This window comes from Herbiconiux sp. FW305-C-125 (genome assembly GCF_058783455.1).
The window spans coordinates 12,273-37,186 of sequence record NZ_JBYSYO010000005.1 but is presented as its reverse complement, the minus strand read 5'-3'; the positions used below and the strand labels follow the sequence as shown (position 1 = coordinate 37,186).

The window sequence follows — 24,914 nt, the reverse complement described above, 5'->3', positions numbered from 1 at the left end:
ATCACCTGCGTCATCCGTGCGAGGGAATGCTGCACCAACTGCCCGCGCCTTGTCGGCGGCTCCGACTACAATCGGGCACCAGGAGGCATCATGACTATCACCGAAGCGCGAGCACAGCAGGTCGAAGCCGCAGTCAGGTCACTGATCCCGCTCGTCATGAGCTGGTCGATGATCTTGTCGAGGAGCACGTCGCGCTTGCTCTTCTTGCCGCGGCTGCTTGGCATCCGTCACCTCCCCCGTGTCGTTGATCTCCGTGTACCACTTGGTACGTTTTTTCGTACCGTGTGGTCAGATTGGTGTACGCGACGCTGGGCTGTCAAGAGTCGGGTCGGGAGAGGTGGTGGTTTTTACGAGCGTGTTACACGGGCGAAACAGAGGGATCGCGCCTCGCGCGCGCTGTCCCACTCTGGTCGAATGCGTGTTCGGATATTCGAGCATTCGTCACTGATTGATGATAGAATATCAGTATGACTTCAGCTGCCCGACTCCGAGAGATCGTCACCGATCTCCGTGATGTCGCGGGCGCGGTCGGGGCGGGGTTGGGTGGGGTCTCTGACGAGGAGCTGCTGGAGGTGATGGCCGCTCTTGAGGCGGTGGGCCGGGTGGTGTCGGGGGTGCAGGTGCGGGTTGCGGGTGAGGTGGGGGTGCGGTCGCGGAGTGAGCTTGGTGATGAGGGGCTGAGCCGGTCGTTGAACTTCACCAGCCCGGTGAAGCTCGTCGCGAACGTGACGGGGGCATCGGCGCGGGAGTGCAAGGCGCGGCTCGAGCTCGGGCAGCGACTGCGAGGGGCGATGCTCCTCGGCGGCGGCGAAGGCCCCGCCCCGTTCCCCGCGGTGGGAGCGGCCCTGGATGACGGCACGGTGGGTGTGGAGGCGGCGGCGGTGATCGTGAAGGAGTGCGGTGCGCTGGCCACCCGGGGATGCGCCCCTGACGTTGTGGCCGGCGCGGAACAGACCCTGGTCGATGAGACGGTCGCGTTGCACCTCACCACAGATGAGACCCACAAGTTGGCCATCCACCTCCGCGAAGTCATCGACCCCGATGGTGCGGAGCCGCGGGATGAGGTGTTGCAAGCTCAGAGGTCGTTGACGATCGCGCAGGCTTCGGATGGGATGATCCGGGGGAAGTTCGCGTTGACGCCGGAGCAGGGCGGGGTGTGGTTGGCGAGTATCCAGGCGATGCAAAGCCCCCGCGTGACCGGGCCCCGGTTCCTCACCGACGAGGAAGCTGTCGCAGAGATGGTCATGACCGACATGCGGAGTCAGGCGCAGAAGAATGCGGACACCGTGACCGAGTTGATCGCGCGCGCCGCGGGCGCCGCGGACATGCCGCGCCTGAACGGGGCCACCACCACCGTGAACGTGCATATCACTCTCGACGACCTCGAGGCCGGCCGCGGTGTGGGGTGGATCGACGGGATCGACGCCCCGATCCCGGCGTCGACCATCGCGCAGATGCGCTGCTCGTCCCCAACGGCGGTGACGGTGTTCGGTGACCGCGGCGAGGTGCTTCACCAGGGGAAGATGAAGCGGTTCTTCACTCCGGCGCAGAACCGGGCCCTCGCCGCCCGGGATGGCGGCTGTGTCGCCCCGGGCTGCGACCGGCCACCCTCCTTCTGCGAAACCCACCACGTCGATGAGTGGGGGGATGACGATCACCCGCCGGGCCGAACCGACATCGATAACGGCGTGCTGCTGTGTCACTTCCACCACTCCCACCTCCACCGTGCGGCGTGGAAACTGATCATGCTCAAAGGCGTCCCCCACCTCATACCGCCGAGGTGGATCGACATCACCCAGGCCCCGATCCCGACCACCCGCCGACGCACCATCAACCGGCCAGCCGCTTAATCCGGCGCGCCCGGAAACGCAACCACGGAACATCTTCGGCAAGCGCGCAGCGCGCGGCAGCACGTCAACAAACAGCACCCCGAACGTCTCACCCCGACAGAGGCTGCCGCGCGCTTCGCGCTTGCCCTCAATGAACCATGGTTGAATCGAGAGGCGTCACCTAGAGAGGATTGCGCCAGGTCGGGTCACGACACGGCAGGCTGGCTGGCTGGCTGATCGAGATTCCGACACCTCTGGACGGCGCTTGCAACCTTCCACGCTCGCGTCGTGCTAGCGGAGCTCGGCTGCTGCCGCCCTCAGCTCGGCGAAGGCTGCCCTCGTATGTGTGACCAGGTCGCCCGGGGCATCGTCGCGCTCTGGGTCGGACCACCGGCGATAACCGAGGCCGAACGCCAGCACCCCGAGCTCCGCCGCCACCTGCGCTGCCGCCTCCGACGTACCGCGGCGACGCAGCGCATCCGACATCGCCGCCGCCAGACCGACGGTCTTCATCGCATTGCGGGCCCGCAGCTCATCGTTGGATTCGATCGCCGCATGGAGACGCGGGCCGAGACCGCGGTTGAACTCCGTCATCGCCCCGGATGCACGATCGAGGCCGCTCGCCACCGCATCCAACGGCGACGCATTCTCCGGCGCCGCGGCGATGCCCTCGGCCAGCAGCGTGCTCAGCATCTCCTGCCCCGCCGACAGGAGTTCACGCTTGTCGGTGAAGTGCCGGAAGAACGTGCTCCGCGTCAGCCCTGCCCGCTCGGCGATCTGCGCCACCGTCGTCTCGTCGTAGCCCCGCTCGGTGAAGAGGTCGAGCGCGGCCTCGACGAGGCGCTCCCGCGCATCCGGTTTCCATCTGGGCACACGCTCAGTCTACGCGATGCGACATGTGTCTCATCAGGGTGCTACTGTGATGAGACATTAGTCGCATCACACCGTGGAGGTTTCCCCTGCGCGTCTTCATCACCGGCGGCACCGGCCTGATCGGGTCGGCGGTCGTCGCCGAACTGCTCTCCGCCGGCCACTCCGTCACCGTCCTCACCCGCTCCGACGCGTCCGCCGCCAAGGCCGCCGCCGCCGGCGCCGACACCGTTCGCGGCAGCCTCGTCGACCTCGACTTGCTTCGCCGCGAGGCTGAGAAGGCCGACGGGGTCATCCACCTCGCCTTCGGCAACGACTTCAGCACACCCGAAGCCCTCAACCAGAACATCGCCGAGGAGACCGCCGCTCTCACCACCCTCGGCGACGCACTGATCGGCACGGGCAAACCGCTCGTCACCGTATCGGGCACCCCTCAGGCCGACGGCCGACCCTCGACCGAAGACGACCCACTACCCACGGGCGGCCCGGTCGGCGGACGAGGCGTGACGGTCAACCGCATCCTCGCGCTCGCCGAACGCGGCGTACGCACCTCAGCCATCCGCCTCCCCCGCACGGTGCACAACAACGGAGAGGGCGGATTCGCAGGGCTGCTCACCCAGATCGCCCGCCAGACCGGCGTGGCCGGATACCCGGGCGACGGCAGCCAACGTTGGCCTGCCGTGCACGCCCTCGACGCCGCCGTGCTGTTCCGGCTGGCGCTCGAGAACTCACCCGCGGGACACGCCTGGCACGCGGTGGCGGATGAGGGCGACAGGGTGCTCGACATGGTGACCGTGATCGGCCGTCGGCTCGGACTGCCCGTCGAATCGGTGCCGGTCGAGAGCTTCGGACCGATCGGTCCCGTGTTCGCCGCCGACCAGCCCGCTTCCAGCGCACGCACCCGCGCCGAGCTCGGGTGGGAGCCGACCCGGCCGAGCCTGCTTGCGGACCTGGAGAACGTCGAACCCTGAGCCTCAGGCCGGTCAAGCCGCCGCATCCGCCTCCAACAGGCGCAGAGCCTCGAACAGCGCTGCCCGATGGCGCTCGTCGAGCGGTGCGAACAGCGTCGGCAGCATCCGGGATGCCACCCCACGTCCGGCGTCGAGCACCTCCTCCCCCCTCTCCGTGAGCGCGTACTCGAGCCGGCGCCCCCGACCGGAGGACCGCGTGACCCACCCACCCGCGATCAACCGCGTCGCGAGGGTGCCGAACGACTGGTCGCTCTGGAAGGTCGCCACCGCCAACTCGTGACCGGATGCGCCGGGCGCGTTCGCGATGGCCCGCATCGCATCCCACTGCACGAGGCTCACGCCGACCTCGCGCAGCGCAGCATCCATCGTGCGGTGGTTGCGGTACTGTGCCCGCTTGATCGCCTGGCCGAGCAGTTCCAGATCGGTTGCCATGGTGTTACTGTATCAGCACACTTATATAAATATGTTGATATGGAGACATCGGATGCTTGAACACATCGCCCACGCACCACTCACCGAACAGGGCACAACGACCGCTCCCGCCGCACTCGTGCTGCACGGCGGGGGCGGCCCCCGCACCGTGGCGCCCATCGTCGGCCATCTCGCCGCCACGCGGCACGTGCTCGCGCCGACGCATCCGGGGTGGGACGGGACACCGTTACCCGCCGGCCTCACCTCGGTGGGTCAGCTGGCGACGGCGTACCTCGAACTCCTGCGGGAGCGGGGCGAGCAGGACGTCGCCGTCGTCGGATCGTCGATCGGCGGGTGGATCGCGCTGGAGATGGCTGTGCAGGCCGCGGGCGACGAGCGGTTCGCGGGGCTCCTCGGTCCCGTCATCGTGATCGACTCGGTCGGCATCGAGGTGCCCGACGAACCCGCCGCCGACTTCTTCGCCCTCAGCCCACGCGAGCTCGCCGAACACGCCTGGCACGACCCCGATCGCGGGTACATCGACCCCGCCGGCCTCAGCGACGAGCAGCGCGCCGTGCTGGCGGGCAACGGGCGGGCGATGGCGACCATCGCCGGTGCGACGATGAGCGACCCCGGACTGCTCGGGCGGCTGGGCGGCATCTCCCCCGACACCCCGCTGCTCGTCGTGTGGGGAGCCAGCGACCGCATCGTCACACCGGGGTACGGGCGGGCGCTGGCACGCGCGGTGCCCGGTGCGGAGTTGGTTCAGATCGAGGAGGCGGGCCACCTGCCGCACCTGGAGGCGCCCGAGGCGACCTGGGCAGCCGTCGACGCGTTCCTCGCCGCAGCGCGGGAGCCGATAGCGGGCGCCAGCACAACGGTGCGCCTCGAACCACGACAGCGCCTGTGAATGTCATCCTCTAGTTGACGCGCACACCCGATTATCCCTACCCTCATCACATGAGCAGCTCAACATCGTCGAACGAGTCGACCCTTTCCGAACTGGCCTCGCGTGTCGAAGCCGGTCCTGAGCGATCCGGTGACGAACTGCCGATCATCGGGCAAGCGGACGAGTTGACGCGACGTTCGCAGAACCGTCTGTCAGAGCTCGTGTCCATCGCCCGATCGCGGGGCGTGTCGTGGCAGGCGATCGGCACCGAACTCGGCATCAGCCGGCAGGCCGCGTTCAAGCGATTCGGCAGTGGCGCCGACGAGACCACCACGGAGGAGAGCACCGACCTGCTGGCCCGCACGGTCGAGGTCTTCACCCAACTGGATGCCGACGAATACGAAGCGGTGCGTGCGCACATGACCTATGCCTGCGGCCGCGCGCTCACCCGACGCAGACTCATGAGCGTCTGGCACCAGATCCGGGACGACTCCGGCCGACTCGAAGAATGCGTCGATGTGACGGCACGGACGCCTGACGGCAGCACGACACTCAGCCGATTCGCGAATCGGCATCTCAGCACCGGCATCATCGTCCAGGCCACGCTGCGACACGAGACAGGCGAATGGATCGGTCGCGTGGCCTACAACGGCTCCGGCAAGATCACCGGTATCGTCATCGCGCCACCGGACGCCCGCAACCTGCCTTTCTAGCACGCCCTGCGACCAGTGAGGCGGCAGGAGCCCGGCCGGTAGAGATCACTCGCCGCGAGCTCCGAACGGTACCGGCTCAGCCGATGCCGAACACCCGGCCCTGCGAGAACCCCACGAGGTAACCCCCGGCGAACGCCCACCGCTCGTCGTAGTACGCCGGGATGCTCCACAGCGGCGCTCCGGTCACCGCATCGAACGCGGTTCCGGTGCCGCTCTGCGGCATCGGCGTGGGCGGCGGCGTCTGCCACTTCGAGGTGTAGAGCCCACCCGTTCCGAGCGCGCCGTCCAACCTGTACTGGGCGAGCGCGCCCTGCGCTCCGACGAAGTCCGACGGCCGCTGCGACACATCCACCGGCGCACCCGTCGCCTCGTCGAATCCGCACAAGCCGCCCTGCTCGCCGGACTGCACGATCACGCCGTCGGCCGCCAGAGTGAAACCGAACGTCGAGAGCGCCGGACTGTTGAGCCCTGCCCCCTTCGTGCATCCGGACCCGTCAGCGGTCCACCGCGACTGCCCGGTCGCGCCGTCGACCAGTTCGAGCTGCGTGCCCGGACCGATCAACAGCACCTCCGAGACCCGCGGGATGTCACGTCCCGGCTGCCGCGGGATGAGGTCGACCGGCGCCACCGCGTAGCCCGCGTCGAGCGAACGGCTCCACACCTCGTTGCCGGCGTCGTCGATGCCCGCCACCGTTCGGGCTCGCTGGTAATCGATGCGGTCGGAGGAGCGGAGGGTGAACCCGTCGTAGTACGCATAGTCGCGACCGGTCGTCCCACCGGCCATCACGGCACCCGAATCGACGTCGTACACGTCGAGCACCGAGGGCTGCCCGTCGTACCAGTGGCTGACCTGCAGGATCGAGCTCGTGTTCGTGATGGGCGGGGTGTTCGCCCGTTGCGCATCGAACGGCACCGACCAGCGCGGGCTCGCGAGATCGCGCGGGTCGGCGCGCTCCACCGCCCACGACGTGGTCGGCGCTCCCGGCGCATCGAGCTTCTGCGCCACGAACGTGACGTCGCCCGAGTCGCCCGGCACGGCGTTGAGGTCGCGCACGGTGAACCCGTCGGGAAGCGTCACCGACGAGAGAGTCGAACCCGTCGCCAGGTCGAGCACCTCCTTCGGGCCGGGCCCACCGAGCACGTCCCACACCAGCACACGACCCGAAGTGCCGAGCAAGGTCGCGGTGGTCTGGTCACCGTAGGTGAATGCCCACGACCAGTCGCGACTCCACACCGGCACACCGGTGCTCGTGTCGAGCAGGGTGAGCGAGAACCGGCTCGCGTCGAGATCACAGTCGTAGACCGAATCCTCCGGCGGGGTCGTCGGGCCGGTCTGCACCAGGGCGTAGCCGTCGGCCACGTCGATCACCCGCGGGTACTCGCACATGTCCCCCGCGCCCGGCAGCTGCAGCGACCAGACCGGGCTCACCGCCGGCTGCGTGAGCACGTCGTGCGGGGCGATCAGCTCCCCCGTCAGCACGACTGGATGCGGGGCCGCGGTGGGCGGAGCATCCGTCGCCGTGGGAGTGGGGGTCGGCGTGGGCGAGGCAGAGGTCGGAGGTGCCGCCGCCGTGATCCCGCCATCACCGAACAGCGAGACACCGGTCACCGCGAACGCCACCGCGGTGCCGCCGAGGCCGAGGCCGAGCGCGGCCAGCACCGCCGCCAGCGCCACGCGCACCTGGCGCCGGCGGTCACGCCGCGGCGACTCCTCCACCGTCGCCACGAGCGCGGCCCGGATGGCGGCGCTCCGCGTCTCATCGAATCGAGGACGTTCGCTCATTTCACACCTCCGGTGACACTCGTGGACGGATCGAGCAGCTCGCTCGTGTGCACGGCGAGCCGCGACTTGGCGCGCGACAGGCGCGATTTCACCGTGCCGACGGGCACGCCGAGCACACGCGAGGCCTGCCCGGTCGTCAGATCTTCGAGCACGCACAGCGTGATGACGTTCTGGTCGGCCTCCGAGAGGCGAGAGAACGCCTCCCGCACCTTGGCGTCGCGCGCGACCTGATCGATCCGCGCACCCACCGCATCCGAGAAGTCCGGCTCGTCGTCGACCGACGGCTTCGGGATGCGCTCGAGCACCGCCCGATAGCGCCGGGAACTGCGCGCGAGATTGCGTACGACGTGGTTCGTCGCCACCAGCAGCCAGCCGATCACCGACCCGTCGATCACCCGCACGGATGCACGCTTGCGCCACGCCTCGAGAAAGACCAGCGCCGTCGCATCCTCGGCATCGTGCGGATCGCGGATGAGCCGCAGCGCCTGCCCGAACACCCGATCGCGATGGCGATCGAACACGCGGCCGAACGCGGCGGAGTCACCCGTGAGCGCGGCGGCCCAGTCGGCCGCCTCGTCGTGAGATTCCGTCCCCATACCCTCTACTGTCCGCTGCCCCCAGGAGGGTTCCATTCTCGTGGAATCCTCCCGGGGGTGCGTCCAGCATGCCCCGCTACTGCGACAGCGTGAGGTAGTCGAGGCCGATGCGGTAGTCGCTCGACGACGACGACTTGCCCGTCACCTGCAGGCGCAGATGGTGGGTGCCGGCCGTGAGCGTCACCGCGCCGAGGTCGGCCACCGGGTACTTGCGGATGCTCGTGTACCCCGTCACCGGCGAACCGGCCGCGGCCGGGCTGCCGTCCACCGTCACCGCGAAGTTCGCGCGGTCGTTGCGGGTGAGGTAGTGGATGCCGAGGTCGTAAGTGCCCGCGGCCGGGGCGGTGAACGCGACATCCAGGTAGTCACCGGTCGCCGAGCCGTCGAGCTCGACGTACGCGCCGCCACTCAGGATGGGATCGGAGACCACCGAGGTCGGATCGCTCGCCGTGCGGGTGAGGCCCTCGGCCTCGATCACCGTGCGGGTCACGGCGGGTCCGTCGTCGACGGAGTCGGTGCCGTTCGTCAGCCACTCCAGGTTGAGGCGCGCGATCTGGACGGTCGAGCCCACCTCGTAGAGCACCAGGATCGTGCCGTCGTCGAGCGTCGCGATGTCGGAGTAGGCGGCTGCTCCCGACTGCACCACCCGCTCCACCGGGAAGCTCTCGCCCTCGTCGTAGGAGACGGCGAGGGTGAGGTCGGTGCGCGTGGTCGCTCCGACGGGCCGGCTGAACAGCAGGCGCGACACGCTGTCCCCGTCGGCGCGGAAGCGCGCATAGCCCGCCTGCACCGTCGTGGCCGAGGGGATGCCGGCCGCGAGGAACGCATCCGACCAGGTCTCGCCACCGTCGGCGCTCACGGCGCCGATGCGGCTGTGGGTGCCGGAGACCGAGTAGCGGCCGAGCATCAGCAGGCTGCCGTCGGCGCGCTGCTCGACGCCGGCCTCGCCGATCGGGTACGCCGTGTCGAGCGCCGGGCCGCCGCCCGCTTCCCAGGTCGCGCCGCCGTCGTCGCTGTAGACGACCGTCGCGCCGTAGGCGCGCGACGCGGCCGGCAGGGTCACCGACTTGCGATGCCACACCTCGACGAGGAGCCGGCCGTCGGCGAGCTGGATGCCGTGGCCCGGGCCGGGGAGGTGGAAGGTCCAGCCCTCCGGGTTGCCGTCGAACAGCGAGGTCACCTCGACCTGCGACGACCAGGTCACGCCGTCGTCGTCGCTCGAGCGGTAGAAGACCTGCGAACTCACGTTGTCGTGGTTCAGGGCGTAGAAGAGGACGATGCGACCGGTGCTCTGGTCGACGACGGGGGTCGGGTTCGCCCACGACTCCCCCGCCGTGCTGGCCTCGATCGTGATATCGGCGCCCCAGCTCTGGCCGCCGTCGGTCGAGCGCTTCACGACGAGGTGGTGCGGATCGTCGTCGCCGTTCGTGGTGCGGGCCTCCGTGGCCACGAGCACCGTGCCGGCCGTGGTGACCACCAGGCTCGGGATGCGGTGCGAGGCCACCGACCCCGACCCGGCCGCCCAGACGGTGTTCTTCTCGAGCAGCTGCGGGTCGGCGGCCGTGGCGGAGGGGGCCGCGCCCGCCAGGCCGGCCGCGCTGAGGGCGCCAACCACGAGGGCCGTGGCGAGCACCGTCGCCGCCCATCTCTTCCACCGGTGTGTCGTTGCGATCGTCACTGCAGCTCCTTTGCTCGTTGTTCGATGGGGTGAATCCGGTACGGGATGTCTCAGACGGTCTCTGCCGCCGCGTAGATCCGGTCGACCAGACGCTGCGCCGCCAGTAACTCGGGCACGCCGGCGAAATCGACGAAACCGCCGTCGGGAAGCGTCGCCAGTGCCGCCATCGTGTGCCCGAAGGTGAGGTACTGCGCCGACGACGGAGCGCTCTCCGCCGTGTGTACGCCCGCGGCATCCCGCACGATCACGAGCCCGTTCGACTCGGCGACGCTCTCGCCCGGCCCGTGCAGGCGCCACTCCTTGTCGGGCGCGTTCTCGGCCGGCATCGCGTAGCCGGCCTCGATCGTGATGGTGCGGCCGTCGGCGGTCACGAGGGTGGCGAGGGCGAAGTCCTCGACGGCGAGGTGGTGCAGCGAGCGGGAGAGCTGCGCCGAGCGGATTCGGAGGTGTTCGGGGCCGATCGATCCGTGCACGAGCTCGGCGATCGCATCCGCCGCGTGCACCCCGAGGTTGCGCAGGGCGCCGCCGCCGTAGCGCACCGGGTCGAGCACCCAAGGCACGCCGTCGCGGAGGTAGCGGTCGGGCGGGCCGGCGATGATGCGGAAGTGCGCGTGCGTCCAGGTGCGGCGGAGGTCGGTGCGGTCGACGGCAGCCCAGAAGTCGGCGTAGCGGTTCACCAGCGGGACGAGGGTCGGGATGCGGTGCGCGGCGACCGCTGCTGCGGCCGGTTCGAGCGCCGCGGCATCGACCGTGCCGGGCTTCTCGAGCACGAACGGGCGACGCTCCGCCGTCACGAGGTCGAGCACCGGCGGTGTGTCGGCGGGCGGGGTGAGGATGACGGGGATCGCGTCCGGATGCGCGTCGAGCGCCTCTTGCCAGGAGTCGTACCCGAGCGGCCCGGTTTCGCTCAGCGCACGCCGCGCCGCGGGCGAGGGGTCGCTCAGGCCGACCACCCGCTGCCCGGCCGCCTCGAGTGAGCGGAGGTGCCACGGCGCGTGCCAGTGCGAGGCACCGAGGATCACGAAGTCGCGGGTCATGCGACCGCCTCCCAGCGGCCCGACTCCTGCGAGCGGCGCACCGACTCGACGGTCGCGAGGATCTGCCGGCCGTAAGCGAGGTCGGTCGCGGCATCGGCGCCGTCGATGACATGGGCGAACTCGTCCAGCTCGCCGTCGAGGGTGGCGGCCCAGTGGTCGAGGGGTGGCTGCGGCTCGACGAGGCGGTTCTGCCAGCCTGCACCCGTGTCGACCTGGAGGAGGCCGCGATGGGAGACGCGCAGCACACCGCGGGTGCCGTAGACGTCGGTGGAGACCTCCGCCGGACCCTGGGCGACGCCGGCGATCGTGACCGACGCCTCCACTCCGTCGTAGTCGAGCAAGGCCGTGCCGAAGTCATCGGCGGTCTGGCCAGGATGGAAGCGGGTCGCGGCCGTGCCGACAGCCCGATCGGGGTGCGTGCCGAGCAGCCAGCGCAGCTGGTCGAGCACGTGCACGCCCTGCACGAGCCACATCCCGCCGCCCGCCGCGGCGTCGAGGTGCCAGGGGCGGCGCTCGGCCGCGTTCCAGGGGATGACGCGGCGACTCTCCGCCGCCACCACCTCGCCGATCGCCCCACCGTCGAGCAGCGCGCGGGCCTGCGCGTGCGCCGGCGCCCAGCGCATGAGGTGACCGACCATCGCCCGGGCGCCGGATGCGGCGACCACCCGGCTCAGCGCATCCGCCTCGGCCGTCGTCACCGCGACCGGCTTCTCGATCAGGACGTGCTTGCCGGCACGGAGCGCGGCAGTCGCGAGCTCGGCGTGGGTCGCGTGCGGGGTCGCGATGATGACGGCGTCGAGGGCGGGATCGTCGAAGAGGGCTTGCGCGCCGGGATAGGAACGCGCGGCGTACTCGGCGGCGAGGACATCGGCGCTCGTCGGCGCGGCCCCCGCGACGCCGACCAGACGAAGGAGCGGATGGCGCGCCAGAGCGTCGGCATGCACGGCGGCGAACGCACCGGTGCCCACGATGCCGACCGACCTCATTGCGCCACCCCGCCCCGCCATCAGGCGGGCGGGGTCAGCGACTTGTTGTCGGCGATCAGCGATCCGGCACCCGCATCCGTGATCGTGCCGTCGACGCGATTGTCGGTGATCATCGTGTCGCTCGCGGTCGAGCTCACGATGAGCGGCCCGCGCACCCGGCTGTTCTGGATCGACCAGCGGTTCGCGTTGATGGTGTACCCGGCCGTGCGCCGCAGGTCGCTCGCCACGATCGCCACGTCGGAGGTCGGAGTCGTCGAGTTCGGGGCACTGACCACGTCGCCCAAGAAGGTGCAGTTCGTGAAGGTGAAGTCGCGCAGCGTCGTCTTCCCCGGCGCCAGCAGGTCGGCCAGCTGCACGTTGCCGTCGAAGGTGTCGCCCACGAACGTCGCACGCTCGTAGACCGAGCTCGAGACCTCGGTGCGCGTGCCGGTGCGGAAGGCCCGTTTGGTCGCGGTGTACCGATCGCGGTAGACGTTGCCGATCGAGCGGATGTCCGACTGCACGTAGTCCGTCGACGCCGTCGCCTCGGTGCGGAAGTAGAGCGCCGGGTTCACCACGGTGGTCGCGATGGTCGGCTCGGCCTCGACGACGTTGCCGATGATGGTGACGTTGTTGCTCCCCGCCGTGACGTTGATGCCCGACACGGTGTACCCCACCCGGTTGCCCTCGATCAGGATGTTGCGGCTGTGGAAGATCGCCTGTGGTCCGTCGGTGCATCGCGTCATCACGTTGTTGCGGATCTGCCCGTTCTCGCACTCGCCGAACTCGATCATCTTGTTGCCGGAGAGATCGAGCACACAGTTCTCCACCGTCCAGTTGCGGAACTGGCCGGCCAGCCGCTCCGCGGGGTACGGCCCGGTGACGGCGCTCTTGGTGCAGCCGACCGCGATCTGCGAATCCAGGATGTAGCAATTGCGCACGGTGATGTTGTCGGAGTGGATCGTCTTGTCGGTGCCGTCGTGACGCGCGCACACACCCATCAGCGAGCCGCCGCCGATGGCCGCGTTGTTGACGGTGAGACGGAGGTTTTCGACCACCACGTCGGTGGCGGCCTCGTCCTTACCGCCCACCCGCAGCACGTAGTGTCGAGTCGGATCGGGCGCCGTCGTCGGGTCGAGGAAGACGTGCGTCGAGTATCCGTCGCCCCGGAGGGTCACCTTCGACCGCAGCGTGATCGTGGCCTCTCCCGGCTGGCGGGTGAGGCGGTAGGAGCCGGTGGGCAGATAGACCACACCGCCCGTCTGCGCCGCAGAAGCGATGTTGATCGCGCCCTGGATCGCCTCGGTGTCGTCAGTGATGCCGTCGCCGACCGCACCGAAGTCGGTCACCCGCAACACCGGACCGGTGGCGGGAGCTCCGGATGCTGGGCTCCCGGATCCGGTCACCCCCGCCGCCATCGCGGTCTCGGGCAGGAGGCCGCCGCCGCGGCTCCCGCTCCCACACCGACCAGCCCCATCAACGCCCGCCGATTCATCAATCCCTGAGTCATGTCACGTCCAATCCGTCGCCAAGTCGAGCGCCGCCGAGAGCAGCGTGCGCGTGTACTCCTGTTTCGGCGCGGCGAACACCTCGTCCACCGGCCCGATCTCGACGATCTCGCCGAGGTACATCACGGCCACCCGATCGGCGATCCGCCGCACGACGCCGAGGTCGTGGGTGATGAACACCATCGTGAGATTCAGCCGCGTGCGGATCTCCGCGAGCAGCGCCAGCACCTGCGTCTGCACCGAGACGTCCAGGGCCGACACCGCCTCGTCGCAGACCAGCAGCTCGGGCTCCACCGCGAGCGCCCGGGCGATGCTCACCCGCTGCGCCTGCCCGCCGGAGATCTGGCTGGGGCGCCGGTCGAGCAGCAGCGGGTCGAGGCCGACGCTCTCGAGCAGCGCTCCGGCCGCTGCACGCCGGTCGGCGGGCGCGATCGAGCGGTGGGTGCGCCAGCCCTCGTCGATGAGCGAGAACACGGTCATCCGCGGGTCGAGCGCCGAGCGCGGGTCTTGGAACACCATCTGCACCCGCCGGCGCTCCTCCTTCGAGCGCCGCCGGTGCCCAAGCGGCGCGCCGGCGAGCTCGATCGCACCGCGGTCGGGTTGCGCCAGCCCCACGATGCACTTCGCGAGGCTCGACTTGCCCGAGCCCGACTCCCCCACCACCGCGAGCACCTCGCCCGCCGCCACCTCGAACGAGACGTCGCGCACGGCGCGGGTGGTGCGCCCGGCCCGGGTGTAGCTGAGATCGAGCCCGTCGACCGAGAGGAGAGTGGTCATGGTCATGCCTCCGGATTCACGCGTGCACCGCCGGCACGTTGTCGATGAGGTTGCGGGTGTACGGATGCTGCGGGTCGCCGAGCACCGTCGCCGCCGGCCCCGACTCGACCACCTCGCCGTGCTGCATCACCACGAGGTCGTCGGCGAAGTGCGCCATCACCCGCAGGTCGTGGCTGATCAGGAGGATCGAGAGGTCCTCCTCCCGCTGCAGCCGCCGCAGCAGCTCCAGAATGCGCGCCTGCACGGTGACGTCGAGCGCGGTGGTCGGCTCGTCGGCGAGGATGAGTCGGGGCTTCCCCGCCAGCGCCATCGCGATCACCACGCGCTGCCGCTGACCGCCGGAGAGCTGGTGCGGATACGACGCCGCCCGATGCTCGGGCTCCGGCACCTCCACCCGGTGCAGCAGCTCCACGGCCCGCTTCCGCGCCTCGCGGCGGCTCACGCCGTCGCGCCGGCGCAGGATCTCCCCGATCTGGTCGTCGATCCGCATCACCGGGTCGAGCGCCGCCAGCGGATCCTGGAACACCATGCCGACCTGCTTGCCGCGAACCAGCCGCCGCTCCCGCGGGCCGAGCGCCAGGAGGTCACGGCCGTCGAAACGGATGCTCCCCCCGGTCGCCCGCACGCCCGTCGGCAGGAGCCCCAGCACGGCCAGGGCGGTCATGCTCTTGCCACTCCCCGACTCCCCGACCACACCGGTGGTGCGGCCGGCCCGGGCCGACAACGAGACACCCTTGAGGATCTCGGTCGACTCGGTGCCGACGACCAGGTGGTCGATCTGGAGGAGCGGGTCGTCTGCGAAGGGGGCGGCTGCCGGCGTGGGCGCCGGAGCGGCGGCTGCGGCGTTCATCGGGTGAACTGCACCTGGGTGAGGTCGGGCTTGTAGATCGGGTCGAGCTCGACGCCCTCGAGCGCCGAACTCCACGCCCACACCTGCACCACGGTCATCGGGAACATTCCGACGGCGTCGTCCCAGATGATCTTCCCGGCCTGGTCGTACAGGTCCTTCCGCGCATCCTGGTCGGGCGACGAACCCGCCTGGGCGAGCAGCGCATCCAGATCGGGGTTGCAGTAACCGGTGCGCTTCGCCGCACAGGTGTAGAGGCGGCCGAGGTTGTAGTCGGCGTCACCGGTGCTGGTGATGACGGGCTGGATGATCACGACGTCCCAGTTGAGTCCGAGCAGGTTCTGGGTGCCCACGGCCGCCTCCTGCAGGTCGACCTCGGCCTTGACGCCGATCTTGGCCCAGTCGGCGATGACGGCTTCGACGAACGGCTGGTAGGTGTTGGCCGTCATGAGGATCTTGATGGTCTGGTTGAAGTCCCAGCCCGCCTTTTCGAGAGCCGCCTTCGCCGCATCCGGATCGAAGTCGTACGGGGTCTGGTCGCTCGCGCCGAAGACGTCGTCGGGCAGCGGGCCGTTCATCGCCGTGCCGGTGTTCGGGTAGAGCGCGTCGATGATGGTCTGGAAGTCGACCGCCTGCCAGAGCGCCTGGCGCACCGCGGCGTCGGCGAACTGGGCGCGGCTCGAGTTGAACCAGAGCACGAGGTTCGCGAGCGTCGGCGTCGACTCGACCACGAGGTTCGGGTCGCTGCTGAGGGCGGCGACCTCGTCGTCGGGCACCGTCCAGGTGAGCTGGATCTCGCCGGTCTCGAGCGCCGTCGAGCGCGCCGACTGCTCCGGGATCATCCGGAACGCCAGCGTGTCGAGCTTCGGCGCGCCGTTCCAGTAGTCGGCGTTCGCGGTGAGGTCGACCCCGCCGCTCGGGTCGAAGGAGTCGACGATGAAGGGGCCCGAGCCCACGGGCGAGAGGCCGAAGCCCTCGGTTGCGACGAGCTCCGACGGGCCGACGGCGAGCATCGACATCTTGCCGAGCAGCGCACCCTGGCCGACATCGGAGGTGATCTGCAGCTCCGTGGGGCTGACGACCGTGGCCGTGAGGGGCTTGAAGATGCCCGCCAGCGGGCCGGCGAGCGCGACCACCTGATCCATCGACGCCTTCACGTCGGTGGCGTCGAGCGCGGAGCCGTCGCTGAAGGTGACGTCATCGCGCAGGGTGAAGGTCCACCGTTTCGCGTCGTCCGACGAGGTCCACTCCGTCGCGAGCGACGGCGTGTACTCACCGTTCTCGTACGTGACGACGGTGTCGAAGATCTGGGCGTCGACCTGGAGGTTGCCCTGGGCGAGCGCGTTGGCGCCGAATGGGTCGAGGTTGGCGATGGTGGCGACGGGCAGACCGACGGTGAGGTCTTGCGCCACGTTCTCGGGGCTGGCGGTTGAGGTGGCCTGCGGGCTGCCGGTGCAACCGGTGAGCACGAGCGCGGCGGCCGCGGTCACGGCAAGGCCTGCCGCGAACGCCGTCCGGCGGCGCCGGAGTGAGGGGTGGATGGACATCGTCGTCTCCTTGTCGGGATGGGTGCTGTGTGAGGGTGAGAGTGGGAGTGAGAGAGGGAGTTCAGCGGGCTTTGCCGAAGCGATGCGACAGGCTGTCGCCGAGGAGGCCGATCGTGACCACGAGGATCACGAGGAGGAGGCCGGGGTAGGTGGTGATCCAGTAGGCGTCGACCAGGTGGTCGCGCCCTTCGGAGATCGTCTTGCCGAGCGATACGGCGCTCGCGGGGAGCCCGATGCCGAGGAAGCTGAGGCTCGCCTCGGCCATCACGAACGCCGCGAATTCGAGCGTGGCGACGGTCACCAGCGGGCCGACGAGGAACGGCAGGATGTGCCGCAGGATGATGAGTGGCGACGCCACGCCGAGCACGCGCGACGACTTCACCCAGTCCCGCTCCCGGATGCTGAGCGTCGACGCCCGGGTGACCCGGGTGAACACCACCCAACGGGTGACCGCCAGCACCAGGATGAGGTTGAGGATGCTCGGGCCGAGGAGCCCGGCGATCACGATGGCGAGCAGGATGGCCGGGAACACCAGCACGATCTCCACCACCCGCGAGACCACCGCGTCCACCCACTTGCCGGAGTAGCCCGCGATCACGCCGAGGGCGACGCCCACGAGGGCGGCCACGATCGTGGCGGCCCCGGCGACGACGAGCGAGGTGCGCAGCCCGTTCACCATGAGCACGGCGAGGCTCTGCCCGAGTGCGTCGGTGCCGAACCAGGCCACGCTGCCGTCGGCGAGCACGCTGCCCGGGGGCTTCAGCCGGTCGAGGAGCGAGACGGATGCGGGGTCGAACGGCAGAAGGAGCGGGCCGATGAAGCCGATCAGCAGCAGCACGACCAGCACGCCGAGGGAGATCCACAGGCCGCCGTCAAAGCCGCGGCGGCGTCGGCGGCCGGCGTTCCCGCCCGACGGCGGGACGGATTCCGGCACGGAACCGGGGCCGGACCCGCCCGACGGCGCCGTGGCGCCGATCGCGATCTCGGAGTCGATGCTCATGCGAGCGCCCCCAATCGGATGCGCGGATCGAGCCGCAGGTAGAGCAGGTCGGTGAGGATGTTGATGATCACGACGATGAGCGCCACCACCACCGCGACCGCCTGCACCACGCTGTAGTCGCGAGCCGCGACGCTCTCGACGAGGAGCGAGCCGATGCCCGGCCACGCGAACACGGTCTCGGTGATGACGGCGCCGCCGATCAGGGTGCTGATCTGCAGGCCCGTCACGGTCACCACGGGCAGCAACGAGTTGCGGGCGATGTGGTCGCCGAGCACCACGCGCTCGGTGAGGCCCTTCGCGTAGGCGGTCTGCACGAAGGGTTCGCCGAGCGTGTCGACGACCGAGGAGCGCATCAGCCGGATGACGATGGCGAGGAACGGCAGCGTCAGCGTGATGGCGGGCAGCACGATGTTCGCCGGCGTGCCGTAGCCGAAGCTCGGCAGGATCTGCAGGGTGCGGGCGAACACGAGGATGAGGATGACGCCGAGCCAGAACCCGGGGATCGACTTGCCGACGAGCGCGAGGGTCGAGATGACCCGGTCGGCCACCCCGCCGGGCTTCCGGCCGGCCAGGATGCCGAGCGGGATGCCGATCACGACGGAGGCGAGCGCCGCCACGAAGGTGAGCTGCAGGGTGGCCGGCAGCCGGTTCATCACCTCGTCGATCGCGGGCTTGCCGAGCCGGATCGATTCGCCGAAGTCCAGGCGCACCAGGTCGCCGAGGAAGATGAGGTACTGCTGGCCCAGGCTCGTGTTGAGACCGAGCCGCAGCCGCAACGCGTCGAGCTGCTCGGGCGTGGCGGTGGGGCCCAGGATGACGAGGGCCGGGTCGCCCGGGGCGAGCCGCACCAGGAGGAAGATGAGCGTCACGGCCCCGAGCACCACGATCACCGTGGAGCCGAGCCGCCGGAGGATGATGCCGGTCACGAGCGCACCCCCTGTGCGCCCGCGCCGACCTGCTCGCCGGTGAGGATGTCATCCACGGAGGCGAGCCACTCGCCCAGCCGCGCGAGCTCGGCGTCGTCGTAGCGCTCGAAGGGCGGCGCCACCTCGTCGGCCACGAGGCCGCGGAGGCGCAGGGCGGCCTTCATCGCGGCCACACCGGGGCGGATGGCGTGCACACCGGCGAGCCGGTCGAGCGCGCGCTGCGCGGCGTCGGCCTCGGCGCCGGCGGCGTCGCCGGCCTGCGCGGCCCGGAACAACGCCACGCACAGGGCCGGCGCGAGGTTCGCCAGGCCCGGGGTGATGCCGTCGGCGCCCTGACGGAGCGCCCAGACCAGCGCGCCCTCGGCGCCCTGCGACACTTGGAAGCCGGGGCGCTGCTCGCGCAACGCCACCGCGGCGGGGATGAGCGCATCCGTTCCACCGGAGTCCTTGATGCCGACCAGCCCGGGGAGCTCGACCAGCCGGGCCAGGAGTGCCGGGGTGACCGGGTTGCCGCTGTACCGCGGGATGTTGTAGACCACCACGGGCGCGCCGACCGCGGCGACCGCGCGGTAGTGGGTCACCAGCTCGGTCTCGGTGTGGTGGAAGTAGAGCGGCGGCGCCGCGACCACGGCCGACGGTTCGGCGGCGAGGAGTGCCTCGGCGACGGCGACGGTCGCGCGCGTGCCGGTGCCGAACGCGGTGACGAGAACGCGGGCGTCGGCGCCGCGGCGACGGCGCCAGTCCGCGGCCACGTCGACCGCGAAGGCCGCAGCCTCGCGCTGGGGCACGAGAGCGCCCTCGCCGTTCGAGCCGAGCAGCATCAGCACGTCGACGTCGGCCGCCTCGAAGGTGTCGAGGAGGGCGGCGGCGCCCCGCGCATCCGGGATTCCGCCCGCGGTCATCGGGGTCACCATCGGCACGGTGACGCCCTGGAGCAGTGTCGTGTCGGCCATGGTCAGTAGCCCTCCACGGTCGGCCAGTGCAGCTGCACACCGTCGGCCTCGATCACCTGCTGGAACTCGTGCAGCAGAGCCTCGTCGTTGCGCACCGCGCTCGGCGTGAGCCCACGCTCCCGGCAGAAGGCGGCGAGCCGGCCGGCCGATTCGCCGATGTTCCACTCGGTGGGGTGCAGCCGGTAGGCGCCGTTCGTGATGTGCGTGGTGCCGATGTTCTTGCCGCCGGCGAGCAGGTTGCTGCGGCCGCGTGGGATGAGGGCGCCGAGCGGGATCTCGTAGGGCACCGACGGCACGTCGATGTAGTTGTCGCCGCCGGTCGAGGGGTGCAGGTCGATGCGGTACATGCCGACGCCGACGCTGTCGGCGAAGGTGGCCGGGTTCGCATCGCCGCGCGCCTCGATGGAGAGGTCGAGCTCGGTCACCCGGTACTCGGCGAGGATGCGGCGCGACTCGCGGATGTAGGGCGCCATCGCCAAACCGTCGTCGGTGCCCGCGACGTCGGGGCGGAGGCGGAGGCCTGGCCAGCCGAAGCCGCCGTCGGGGCGCGGCGCCTCCGTCTGCAGCCAGTAGAGCATGGCGCGGGACTGGGCGCGGGCGGCCTCGAGGTGGCGTGCGGCATCCGGCACGTCGACGATCACGCCGCCGAGGTAGTCGATCATGGGCCAGTTGGCGAGCACGATGTCGCTGTCGATCGCGCCCGGCACGAGGTTCTTCTTCGCCAGGATGCGCCGGAAGGTCCAGAGCTCGCGGTCGCCCGCGGCTGCCCGCTGGTCGGCGGTCTGGGCGAACGGGTCGTCGTCGATGGTGGGGGTGAAGCTGCGGGTGTAGATCTCGAGCGAGCGCGGGTCGGGGCCGGTGAGCGAGATCATCGGGGCGCCCCAGAAGTCGGGCTGCACGGCGCGCCAGTAGTCGTAGTCGGCGGGACGCTCGATGGTGTGGTCACCGCCCTCGTCGTGGTCGACGATGAAGCACCAGCTGAACGCCTGCTGGTTCGCGGGCTGCGCAGTCTCGGGCGCGCTCGGTTCACCGGTGTCAGCGCGGGACTCGAAGCCGGTGACGTACGGCGTGTCGGTCAGCGGGAGGAGGTCGCCGAGCTCGGTGGCGTCGATGACGAAGGCCGCTTCGATCGTGGTGCGGCGGGGGGCATCCGTCTCGCCGTCCGCGATGCTCTGCACGGTGACGCTCGTGACCCGGTCGCCGTCGACCTCGGCGCGCACGGGCACGGCGGGCTGGATGAGAGTGAGGCGGCCGGCCGAGACATAGGGCGCGAGCAGGGCGTCGATCACCGCGACCGCGACGCGCGGCTCGGCGCAGATGCGGGAGACGAGGCCGGCGCCCGGATTGAGGAAGCGGGTGGCGCGGGCCTGGTCGTTCAGCGGGTACCAGCGGCGGTAGTACTCGCGGATGCCGTCGCGGAGGTCGCGGTAGAGGGCGGTGCTGCCGAACTCCTCGATCCAGGTGTGCTCGTCGAACGGCACCGCCTGGCTGGTGAGCTGGCCGCCGAGCCAGCGGTACTCCTCGGTGAGCACCACGCTCGCGCCGGAGCGCAGCGCGCCGAGGGCCGCCGCGACACCGCCGAGGCCGCCGCCCACGACGAGGAGGTCGGGGGTGAGGGTGGATGCTGTCGTCATCGTCATCGTCGTCATCGTCATCGTGCGGCCTGCCCGTCGCGGTTCGGTGCCGCGAGGGTGGTGCCCGGTTCGAGGGTGCACGCCAGCAGCTCCTGGATCGGCTCGGCAGGCGCGTCCTCGCCGAGCATCCGGCTGAGCGCCTGCACGGCGCGCGAGCCCAGCTCGATGCGCGGCGCCGAGAGCCGGGTGAAGTCGACGTCGCGGTTCTCGGGTCGGCTGTGCTCACCGAGCACCACCATCGAGAGGTCCTCCGGCACCCGGATGCCTTCCTCCGCCGCCCAGCGGTGAATGGTCTCGGCGTGCTCGGGGTCCTCGACGAAGAGCACCGTGGGGCGCCAGACCTTCGCCTCCTCCCAGGCCGCGCGCAGGGTTGCGGTGGCGACCGGGCGGGACTCGAAACGCGCCGTGCTGTCCATCAATTCGCGGAAGAATCCGGTCTGGCGGTCGAGCACCGACTCGCCGGTGCTGTCGAGGTGGAGGTAATAGAAGTCGCGGTGCCCGGCCGCCAGCGCATCGGACACGAGGGCGGCCGTGGCCGACACGTAGTCGACACCGACGTAGGGCACCGGGATCGCGGTCTCGCGGCGGCCGACGGCGACGAAAGGGAACTCGAGCTGCACCAGCCGGGTGAGCTCGTCGGCATCCATCTCGCGACCGAGCAGCAGGCATCCGTCGGCCAGCCGCAGCCTGTTGTTCGGGTGGAACAGGTGCCGACGGCCGTTCTCGACCGGAGCGCTGGTGAACATGAGCAGGTCGTGGCCGGCGTGCTCGGCGGCCGCCTCGATCCCGGTGAGGAGCGGCGTGTAGAAGTCGACGCTCTCGCTCGGGAAGGCGGACTCGTAGGTGAAGATGCCGAAGATGCGGTTCGCGGCGCCGGCGAGGCGGCGGGCGGCCGGGTCGGCGACGTACTGCGAGTCGGCCACGATGGCGAGTACCCGCTGTACCGTCTCCGGCGGGATGTGCGAGGAATCGGCCTTGCCGTTCATCACCAGCGACACGGTGGTCTGGCTGACCTGAGCCAGCTCGGCGATGCGGCGCTGGGTCATGCGGGGGGAGCTCGTCTTCTTCGACATCGTTTCCTAATGCGCTTTACTAATGCGGATTACTAGACGATAGGGCCTTGCCTGACCGATGTCAAGATCTCGGAAAGTCGCTAAGCTGATTAGCGAAATCGGCGCGAGCAGATCGCTCGCCCGCATCGACCGGAGGTCGCCATGACCGCACGCGCACGCTGGATCGGGCTCGTCTTCATCAGCCTCGCGGTGGCGCTGATCATCGTCGACTCGACGATCGTGAACGTGGCGATCCCGTCGATCATCGACGACCTCGGCATCTCCTCCACCCAGGTGCAATGGGTGCAGGAGTCCTACACGCTCGTGTTCGCGGCGCTGCTGCTCGTGTTCGGCACGCTCGCCGACCGGTTCGGCCGACGGCGGATGCTCATCCTCGGCGTCGTGGTGTTCGCCGGCGCCAGCGTGCTCGCGGCGCTCGCACCCTCGGGAGACCTCCTGATCGGCGCGCGGGTCATCCAGGGCGTCGGCGGCGCGATGGTGCTGCCGACCACGCTCTCGATCATCAACGCCACCTTCCGCGGGCGCGACCGGGCCATCGCGTTCGCCGTCTGGGGGTCGACCATCGGCGGCATGACCGCGGTGGGGCCGCTCCTCGGCGGGTGGCTCACGACCTACTTCTCGTGGCGCTGGGCGTTCGGCATCAACATCCCGCTCGGCGTGGTCATCGTCGTGGGCGTGCTGCTGTTCGTGCGCGAGTCGCGGGCGGGCGACGAGGCGGGCGCTCCGGATGCTCCGGATGCCACGGCTGCTCCGGGCGCCACCGTTCCCCAGCGCGTCGACGTGGTGGGAGCCGTGCTCTCGGTGATCACGAGCGCCACCCTCGTGTTCGGCCTGATCGAGGGCCGCACCTACGGCTGGTGGCTCACCGACACCCCGCCCGCGATCGGCGACTGGACCTGGCCGTTCGACCTCTCCCCCATCCCGCTGGCGTTCGCGGTGTGCATCCTGGCCGGCGTCGCCTTCGTGCTCTGGGGGCGGCGACGGATGCGACGCGGGCAGAGCACGATGCTCGCGTTCGACCTCTTCCGCATCCCGAGCTTCCGCAACGGCAACCTCGCGGCCATGATCGTGTCGCTCGGCGAGTTCGGCATCATCCTGTCGCTGCCGCTGTGGCTGCAGAACGTGCTCGGCTTCGACGCCCTGCAGACCGGGTTCATCCTGGTGGCCCTCGCCGTCGGCTCGTTCGTGGCGTCGGGGTTCGCCGGCGCGTTCGGCAACCGGATCGCGCCGGTCGTGATCGTGCGGGTCGGCCTCGCCGCCGAGATCGTGGGGGTGGCGGGTCTCGGTTTCGTGATCGGGCCCGACACGGCCTGGGGCCTCCTCATCCCGTTCCTGTTCGTGTACGGCTTCGGGGTGGGGCTCGCGACGGCCCAGCTCACCGGCGTCGTGCTGAAGGATGTGCCGCTCGCCCAGAGCGGCCAGGGGTCGGGCACGCAGAGCACCGCGCGGCAGATCGGGTCGGCCCTCGGCATCGCGATCCTCGGCACGGTCCTGTTCACGACGGCAGCGGCACAGCTCGACGCGCGGCTCAGCGACTCCGGGGTGCCGGACGCCTCACGCTCGCAGCTCGTGTCGCAGGTGGTGGACAGTTCGGGTGCCGCGATCGCCGGTCTTGAGCGCGACCCGTCGATGGCCGACGTGGTCACGGATGCGAAGATCGCGTTCTCCGACGGCACCCGCTACTCGGCGTTCGCGGCCGCGGGCTTCCTCGCCGTCGGCTTCCTGGCAACCCTCTCGCTCGGCGGCGCACCGGCCCCCGGGGGCCGCCGCCCCCGAGCGAGGTAGCGCCAAGGGCCGCCACACAGGCGCCGTGGCGACATTTGGCGCTACCTCGTGTTGCGCCTGTCAGCGCGTCGGCGGGGTGCCGCCGGCGGGCCCGCCGGCGCTGCCACCGGCGCCGGCGCCTGAGGGTGCGGAACCGGCCGTGGGGGTGGTGCTAGTGTCGACGCGCACCGTGAGGGCGACCTGGTAGCCGGACGTGGCGTCGCCGGTCACGGTCGCGAGCTGGAGGGCGCCGCCGTCGTCGCCGAACACGTTGTCGGAGTCGAGGCTGACCTTCGCCAGGTTCGCGGTCGAGCCCTCGTAGCCGTCGAGGGCGTAGACCGTCTCGCAGACAGCCTGAGGCAGCGCCACCTGTGACGTCGCGATGGCGTTCGTGGAGTCGCCGATGTCGTTCACCGACGGGTAGACCTCGAAATGGATGTGCGGCCATCGCCCCGAGTAGCAGGCCGGGAAGATCGAGCTGTACGTCACCGCGCCCGAGGCGTCGGCGACCTGCACACCGCGGAGGTAGGTCTCGTTCTCGATGCCGCTGGAGTACATCGAGTACCCGCCGCCGGCGTCGCAGTGCCAGACGTAGACGGCGGCACCCGTGAACGGCACGTCGCCGTTCGCCTGGTCGAGCACGGTGAGGGTCAGTGCCATCGGCACACCGGCCGCCGTCGCTCCGCCGCCGATACTGGAACGGATGTCGCTCCGCACGACGCCGGATTGCTCGAGCACGTCGGCACCGTTCGATCCGTCACCCGGGTACGGCCCCGCGGTCTCGTCGGGGATCTCGGCCGCCGGCAGTCCTGCGGCGGAGGGCGTGGCAGTGGCGGTGCCGGAGCCGGTTGCCGCCGCCCCGCCGGTCGCACTCGCACCGCCCGTGCCGGTCGTGCAGGCCGCGAGCGCGACGGCGCCGAGGCCGAGACCCACGACGCCGAACAGCGAGCGGCGGCTGAGCAACGTGCGCAGGTCGAACGCCACGCCCTGGTCGACCACCTCCTCGTCCGCTCGGTCGAGCAACCGGCCCTCGTAGGCGGGCCCCTCGGGGGTGGACTCGGGTTCGGGGATTCTGCTCATGGGTGCCTCCGCACGGTCGGTGGAGACCCCAGTCTTCGTGACCGGCCCATGCGCATCCGATGC

The 24,914-nt window shown here is 70.4% G+C and carries 22 protein-coding genes; 5 read left to right on the top strand and 17 right to left on the bottom strand.

Features of this window, described 5'->3' with window-relative positions; all coding sequences use genetic code 11:
• Nucleotides 1–467: 467 nt before the first annotated feature.
• A complete protein-coding gene (locus tag AC3WLB_RS13705; RefSeq protein ID WP_492506846.1) occupies nt 468–1,850 on the top strand; it encodes an HNH endonuclease signature motif containing protein in 1,383 nt (460 codons plus the stop codon).
• Between the two features lie 270 nt (nt 1,851–2,120).
• Here the strand turns inward: AC3WLB_RS13705 and AC3WLB_RS13700 are convergent, their stop codons facing one another.
• On the bottom strand, nt 2,121–2,702 hold the full coding sequence (locus AC3WLB_RS13700) for a TetR/AcrR family transcriptional regulator (protein WP_492506844.1): 582 nt from the start codon (nt 2,700–2,702) through the stop codon (nt 2,121–2,123).
• 56 nt (nt 2,703–2,758) lie between these two features.
• Between AC3WLB_RS13700 and AC3WLB_RS13695 the strand changes: the two genes are divergently transcribed.
• Nucleotides 2,759–3,670 (top strand): SDR family oxidoreductase, encoded by a 912-nt coding sequence (locus AC3WLB_RS13695; protein WP_492507285.1) that lies wholly within the window; start codon nt 2,759–2,761, stop codon nt 3,668–3,670.
• Nucleotides 3,671–3,682: 12 nt separating this feature from the next.
• Here the strand turns inward: AC3WLB_RS13695 and AC3WLB_RS13690 are convergent, their stop codons facing one another.
• Nucleotides 3,683–4,102 (bottom strand): MarR family winged helix-turn-helix transcriptional regulator, encoded by a 420-nt coding sequence (locus tag AC3WLB_RS13690; protein ID WP_492506842.1) that lies wholly within the window; start codon nt 4,100–4,102, stop codon nt 3,683–3,685.
• A gap of 52 nt (nt 4,103–4,154) precedes the next feature.
• Between AC3WLB_RS13690 and AC3WLB_RS13685 the strand changes: the two genes are divergently transcribed.
• A complete protein-coding gene (locus tag AC3WLB_RS13685) occupies nt 4,155–4,991 on the top strand; it encodes an alpha/beta fold hydrolase (protein WP_492506840.1) in 837 nt (278 codons plus the stop codon).
• Between the two features lie 14 nt (nt 4,992–5,005).
• Nucleotides 5,006–5,683, top strand: a complete 678-nt coding sequence (locus tag AC3WLB_RS13680) for a hypothetical protein (RefSeq protein ID WP_492506838.1) — start codon at nt 5,006–5,008, stop codon at nt 5,681–5,683.
• Nucleotides 5,684–5,759: 76 nt separating this feature from the next.
• Here AC3WLB_RS13680 and AC3WLB_RS13675 read toward each other — a convergent pair whose 3' ends face one another.
• The 14 genes from AC3WLB_RS13675 to AC3WLB_RS13610 all read right to left on the bottom strand — a co-directional run bounded on the left by AC3WLB_RS13675 (nt 5,760) and on the right by AC3WLB_RS13610 (nt 22,007).
• Nucleotides 5,760–7,466: a hypothetical protein gene (locus AC3WLB_RS13675; protein WP_492506836.1), complete on the bottom strand. Its 1,707-nt coding sequence runs from the start codon at nt 7,464–7,466 to the stop codon at nt 5,760–5,762.
• On the bottom strand, nt 7,463–8,062 hold the full coding sequence (locus AC3WLB_RS13670; protein WP_492506834.1) for an RNA polymerase sigma factor: 600 nt from the start codon (nt 8,060–8,062) through the stop codon (nt 7,463–7,465). The genes AC3WLB_RS13675 and AC3WLB_RS13670 overlap by 4 nt, the downstream gene beginning before the upstream one ends.
• A gap of 76 nt (nt 8,063–8,138) precedes the next feature.
• Nucleotides 8,139–9,740, bottom strand: a complete 1,602-nt coding sequence (locus tag AC3WLB_RS13665; protein ID WP_492506832.1) for an exo-alpha-sialidase — start codon at nt 9,738–9,740, stop codon at nt 8,139–8,141.
• 50 nt (nt 9,741–9,790) lie between these two features.
• Complete coding sequence (locus AC3WLB_RS13660; RefSeq protein WP_492506830.1) at nt 9,791–10,777, bottom strand: Gfo/Idh/MocA family protein; 987 nt, start codon at nt 10,775–10,777, stop codon at nt 9,791–9,793.
• Nucleotides 10,774–11,763 (bottom strand): Gfo/Idh/MocA family protein, encoded by a 990-nt coding sequence (locus AC3WLB_RS13655; RefSeq protein ID WP_492506828.1) that lies wholly within the window; start codon nt 11,761–11,763, stop codon nt 10,774–10,776. Before AC3WLB_RS13655 ends, AC3WLB_RS13660 begins: the two co-directional genes overlap by 4 nt.
• 20 nt (nt 11,764–11,783) lie before the next feature.
• A complete protein-coding gene (locus AC3WLB_RS13650) occupies nt 11,784–13,148 on the bottom strand; it encodes a glycosyl hydrolase family 28-related protein (RefSeq protein ID WP_492506826.1) in 1,365 nt (454 codons plus the stop codon).
• A gap of 105 nt (nt 13,149–13,253) precedes the next feature.
• Entirely contained in the window at nt 13,254–14,033 is a 780-nt protein-coding gene (locus AC3WLB_RS13645) for an ATP-binding cassette domain-containing protein (protein ID WP_492506824.1), read from the bottom strand.
• Nucleotides 14,034–14,043: 10 nt separating this feature from the next.
• Nucleotides 14,044–14,877 (bottom strand): ATP-binding cassette domain-containing protein, encoded by an 834-nt coding sequence (locus AC3WLB_RS13640; protein ID WP_492506822.1) that lies wholly within the window; start codon nt 14,875–14,877, stop codon nt 14,044–14,046.
• On the bottom strand, nt 14,874–16,421 hold the full coding sequence (locus tag AC3WLB_RS13635; RefSeq protein ID WP_492506820.1) for an ABC transporter substrate-binding protein: 1,548 nt from the start codon (nt 16,419–16,421) through the stop codon (nt 14,874–14,876). The genes AC3WLB_RS13640 and AC3WLB_RS13635 overlap by 4 nt, the downstream gene beginning before the upstream one ends.
• Before the next feature lie 61 nt (nt 16,422–16,482).
• The gene (locus AC3WLB_RS13630; RefSeq protein ID WP_492506818.1) at nt 16,483–17,421 is read right to left on the bottom strand and encodes an ABC transporter permease; all 939 of its coding nucleotides are present in this window, start codon (nt 17,419–17,421) and stop codon (nt 16,483–16,485) included.
• Complete coding sequence (locus AC3WLB_RS13625) at nt 17,418–18,347, bottom strand: ABC transporter permease (protein ID WP_492506816.1); 930 nt, start codon at nt 18,345–18,347, stop codon at nt 17,418–17,420. Before AC3WLB_RS13625 ends, AC3WLB_RS13630 begins: the two co-directional genes overlap by 4 nt.
• On the bottom strand, nt 18,344–19,300 hold the full coding sequence (locus AC3WLB_RS13620) for a dihydrodipicolinate synthase family protein (protein WP_492506814.1): 957 nt from the start codon (nt 19,298–19,300) through the stop codon (nt 18,344–18,346). Before AC3WLB_RS13620 ends, AC3WLB_RS13625 begins: the two co-directional genes overlap by 4 nt.
• Before the next feature lie 2 nt (nt 19,301–19,302).
• On the bottom strand, nt 19,303–20,940 hold the full coding sequence (locus tag AC3WLB_RS13615; RefSeq protein WP_492506812.1) for an FAD-dependent oxidoreductase: 1,638 nt from the start codon (nt 20,938–20,940) through the stop codon (nt 19,303–19,305).
• Nucleotides 20,941–20,951: 11 nt separating this feature from the next.
• Complete coding sequence (locus tag AC3WLB_RS13610; protein WP_492506810.1) at nt 20,952–22,007, bottom strand: LacI family DNA-binding transcriptional regulator; 1,056 nt, start codon at nt 22,005–22,007, stop codon at nt 20,952–20,954.
• Nucleotides 22,008–22,148: 141 nt separating this feature from the next.
• Here AC3WLB_RS13610 and AC3WLB_RS13605 point away from each other — a divergent pair, with 141 nt between their 5' ends.
• Nucleotides 22,149–23,792 carry an MFS transporter gene (locus AC3WLB_RS13605; RefSeq protein WP_492506808.1) on the top strand — a complete coding sequence of 548 codons (1,644 nt, stop codon included), beginning with the start codon at nt 22,149–22,151 and terminating at the stop codon, nt 23,790–23,792.
• Between the two features lie 60 nt (nt 23,793–23,852).
• Here AC3WLB_RS13605 and AC3WLB_RS13600 read toward each other — a convergent pair whose 3' ends face one another.
• Nucleotides 23,853–24,851, bottom strand: a complete 999-nt coding sequence (locus AC3WLB_RS13600; protein ID WP_492506806.1) for an intradiol ring-cleavage dioxygenase — start codon at nt 24,849–24,851, stop codon at nt 23,853–23,855.
• Nucleotides 24,852–24,914 lie beyond the last annotated feature (63 nt).

What these genes read in the sequence shown, in the direction of transcription:
- AC3WLB_RS13705 (WP_492506846.1), top strand. Translation starts at nt 468, where the DNA reads ATGACTTCAGCTGCCCGACTCCGAGAGATCGTCACCGATCTCCGTGAT.
- AC3WLB_RS13690 (WP_492506842.1), bottom strand. Translation starts at nt 4,102, where the DNA reads ATGGCAACCGATCTGGAACTGCTCGGCCAGGCGATCAAGCGGGCACAG.
- AC3WLB_RS13685 (WP_492506840.1), top strand. Translation starts at nt 4,155, where the DNA reads ATGCTTGAACACATCGCCCACGCACCACTCACCGAACAGGGCACAACG.
- AC3WLB_RS13675 (WP_492506836.1), bottom strand. Translation starts at nt 7,466, where the DNA reads ATGAGCGAACGTCCTCGATTCGATGAGACGCGGAGCGCCGCCATCCGG.
- AC3WLB_RS13670 (WP_492506834.1), bottom strand. Translation starts at nt 8,062, where the DNA reads ATGGGGACGGAATCTCACGACGAGGCGGCCGACTGGGCCGCCGCGCTC.
- AC3WLB_RS13660 (WP_492506830.1), bottom strand. Translation starts at nt 10,777, where the DNA reads ATGACCCGCGACTTCGTGATCCTCGGTGCCTCGCACTGGCACGCGCCG.
- AC3WLB_RS13655 (WP_492506828.1), bottom strand. Translation starts at nt 11,763, where the DNA reads ATGAGGTCGGTCGGCATCGTGGGCACCGGTGCGTTCGCCGCCGTGCAT.
- AC3WLB_RS13645 (WP_492506824.1), bottom strand. Translation starts at nt 14,033, where the DNA reads ATGACCATGACCACTCTCCTCTCGGTCGACGGGCTCGATCTCAGCTAC.
- AC3WLB_RS13640 (WP_492506822.1), bottom strand. Translation starts at nt 14,877, where the DNA reads ATGAACGCCGCAGCCGCCGCTCCGGCGCCCACGCCGGCAGCCGCCCCC.
- AC3WLB_RS13635 (WP_492506820.1), bottom strand. Translation starts at nt 16,421, where the DNA reads ATGTCCATCCACCCCTCACTCCGGCGCCGCCGGACGGCGTTCGCGGCA.
- AC3WLB_RS13630 (WP_492506818.1), bottom strand. Translation starts at nt 17,421, where the DNA reads ATGAGCATCGACTCCGAGATCGCGATCGGCGCCACGGCGCCGTCGGGC.
- AC3WLB_RS13620 (WP_492506814.1), bottom strand. Translation starts at nt 19,300, where the DNA reads ATGGCCGACACGACACTGCTCCAGGGCGTCACCGTGCCGATGGTGACC.
- AC3WLB_RS13615 (WP_492506812.1), bottom strand. Translation starts at nt 20,940, where the DNA reads ATGACGATGACGACAGCATCCACCCTCACCCCCGACCTCCTCGTCGTG.
- AC3WLB_RS13610 (WP_492506810.1), bottom strand. Translation starts at nt 22,007, where the DNA reads ATGTCGAAGAAGACGAGCTCCCCCCGCATGACCCAGCGCCGCATCGCC.
- AC3WLB_RS13605 (WP_492506808.1), top strand. Translation starts at nt 22,149, where the DNA reads ATGACCGCACGCGCACGCTGGATCGGGCTCGTCTTCATCAGCCTCGCG.
- AC3WLB_RS13600 (WP_492506806.1), bottom strand. Translation starts at nt 24,851, where the DNA reads ATGAGCAGAATCCCCGAACCCGAGTCCACCCCCGAGGGGCCCGCCTAC.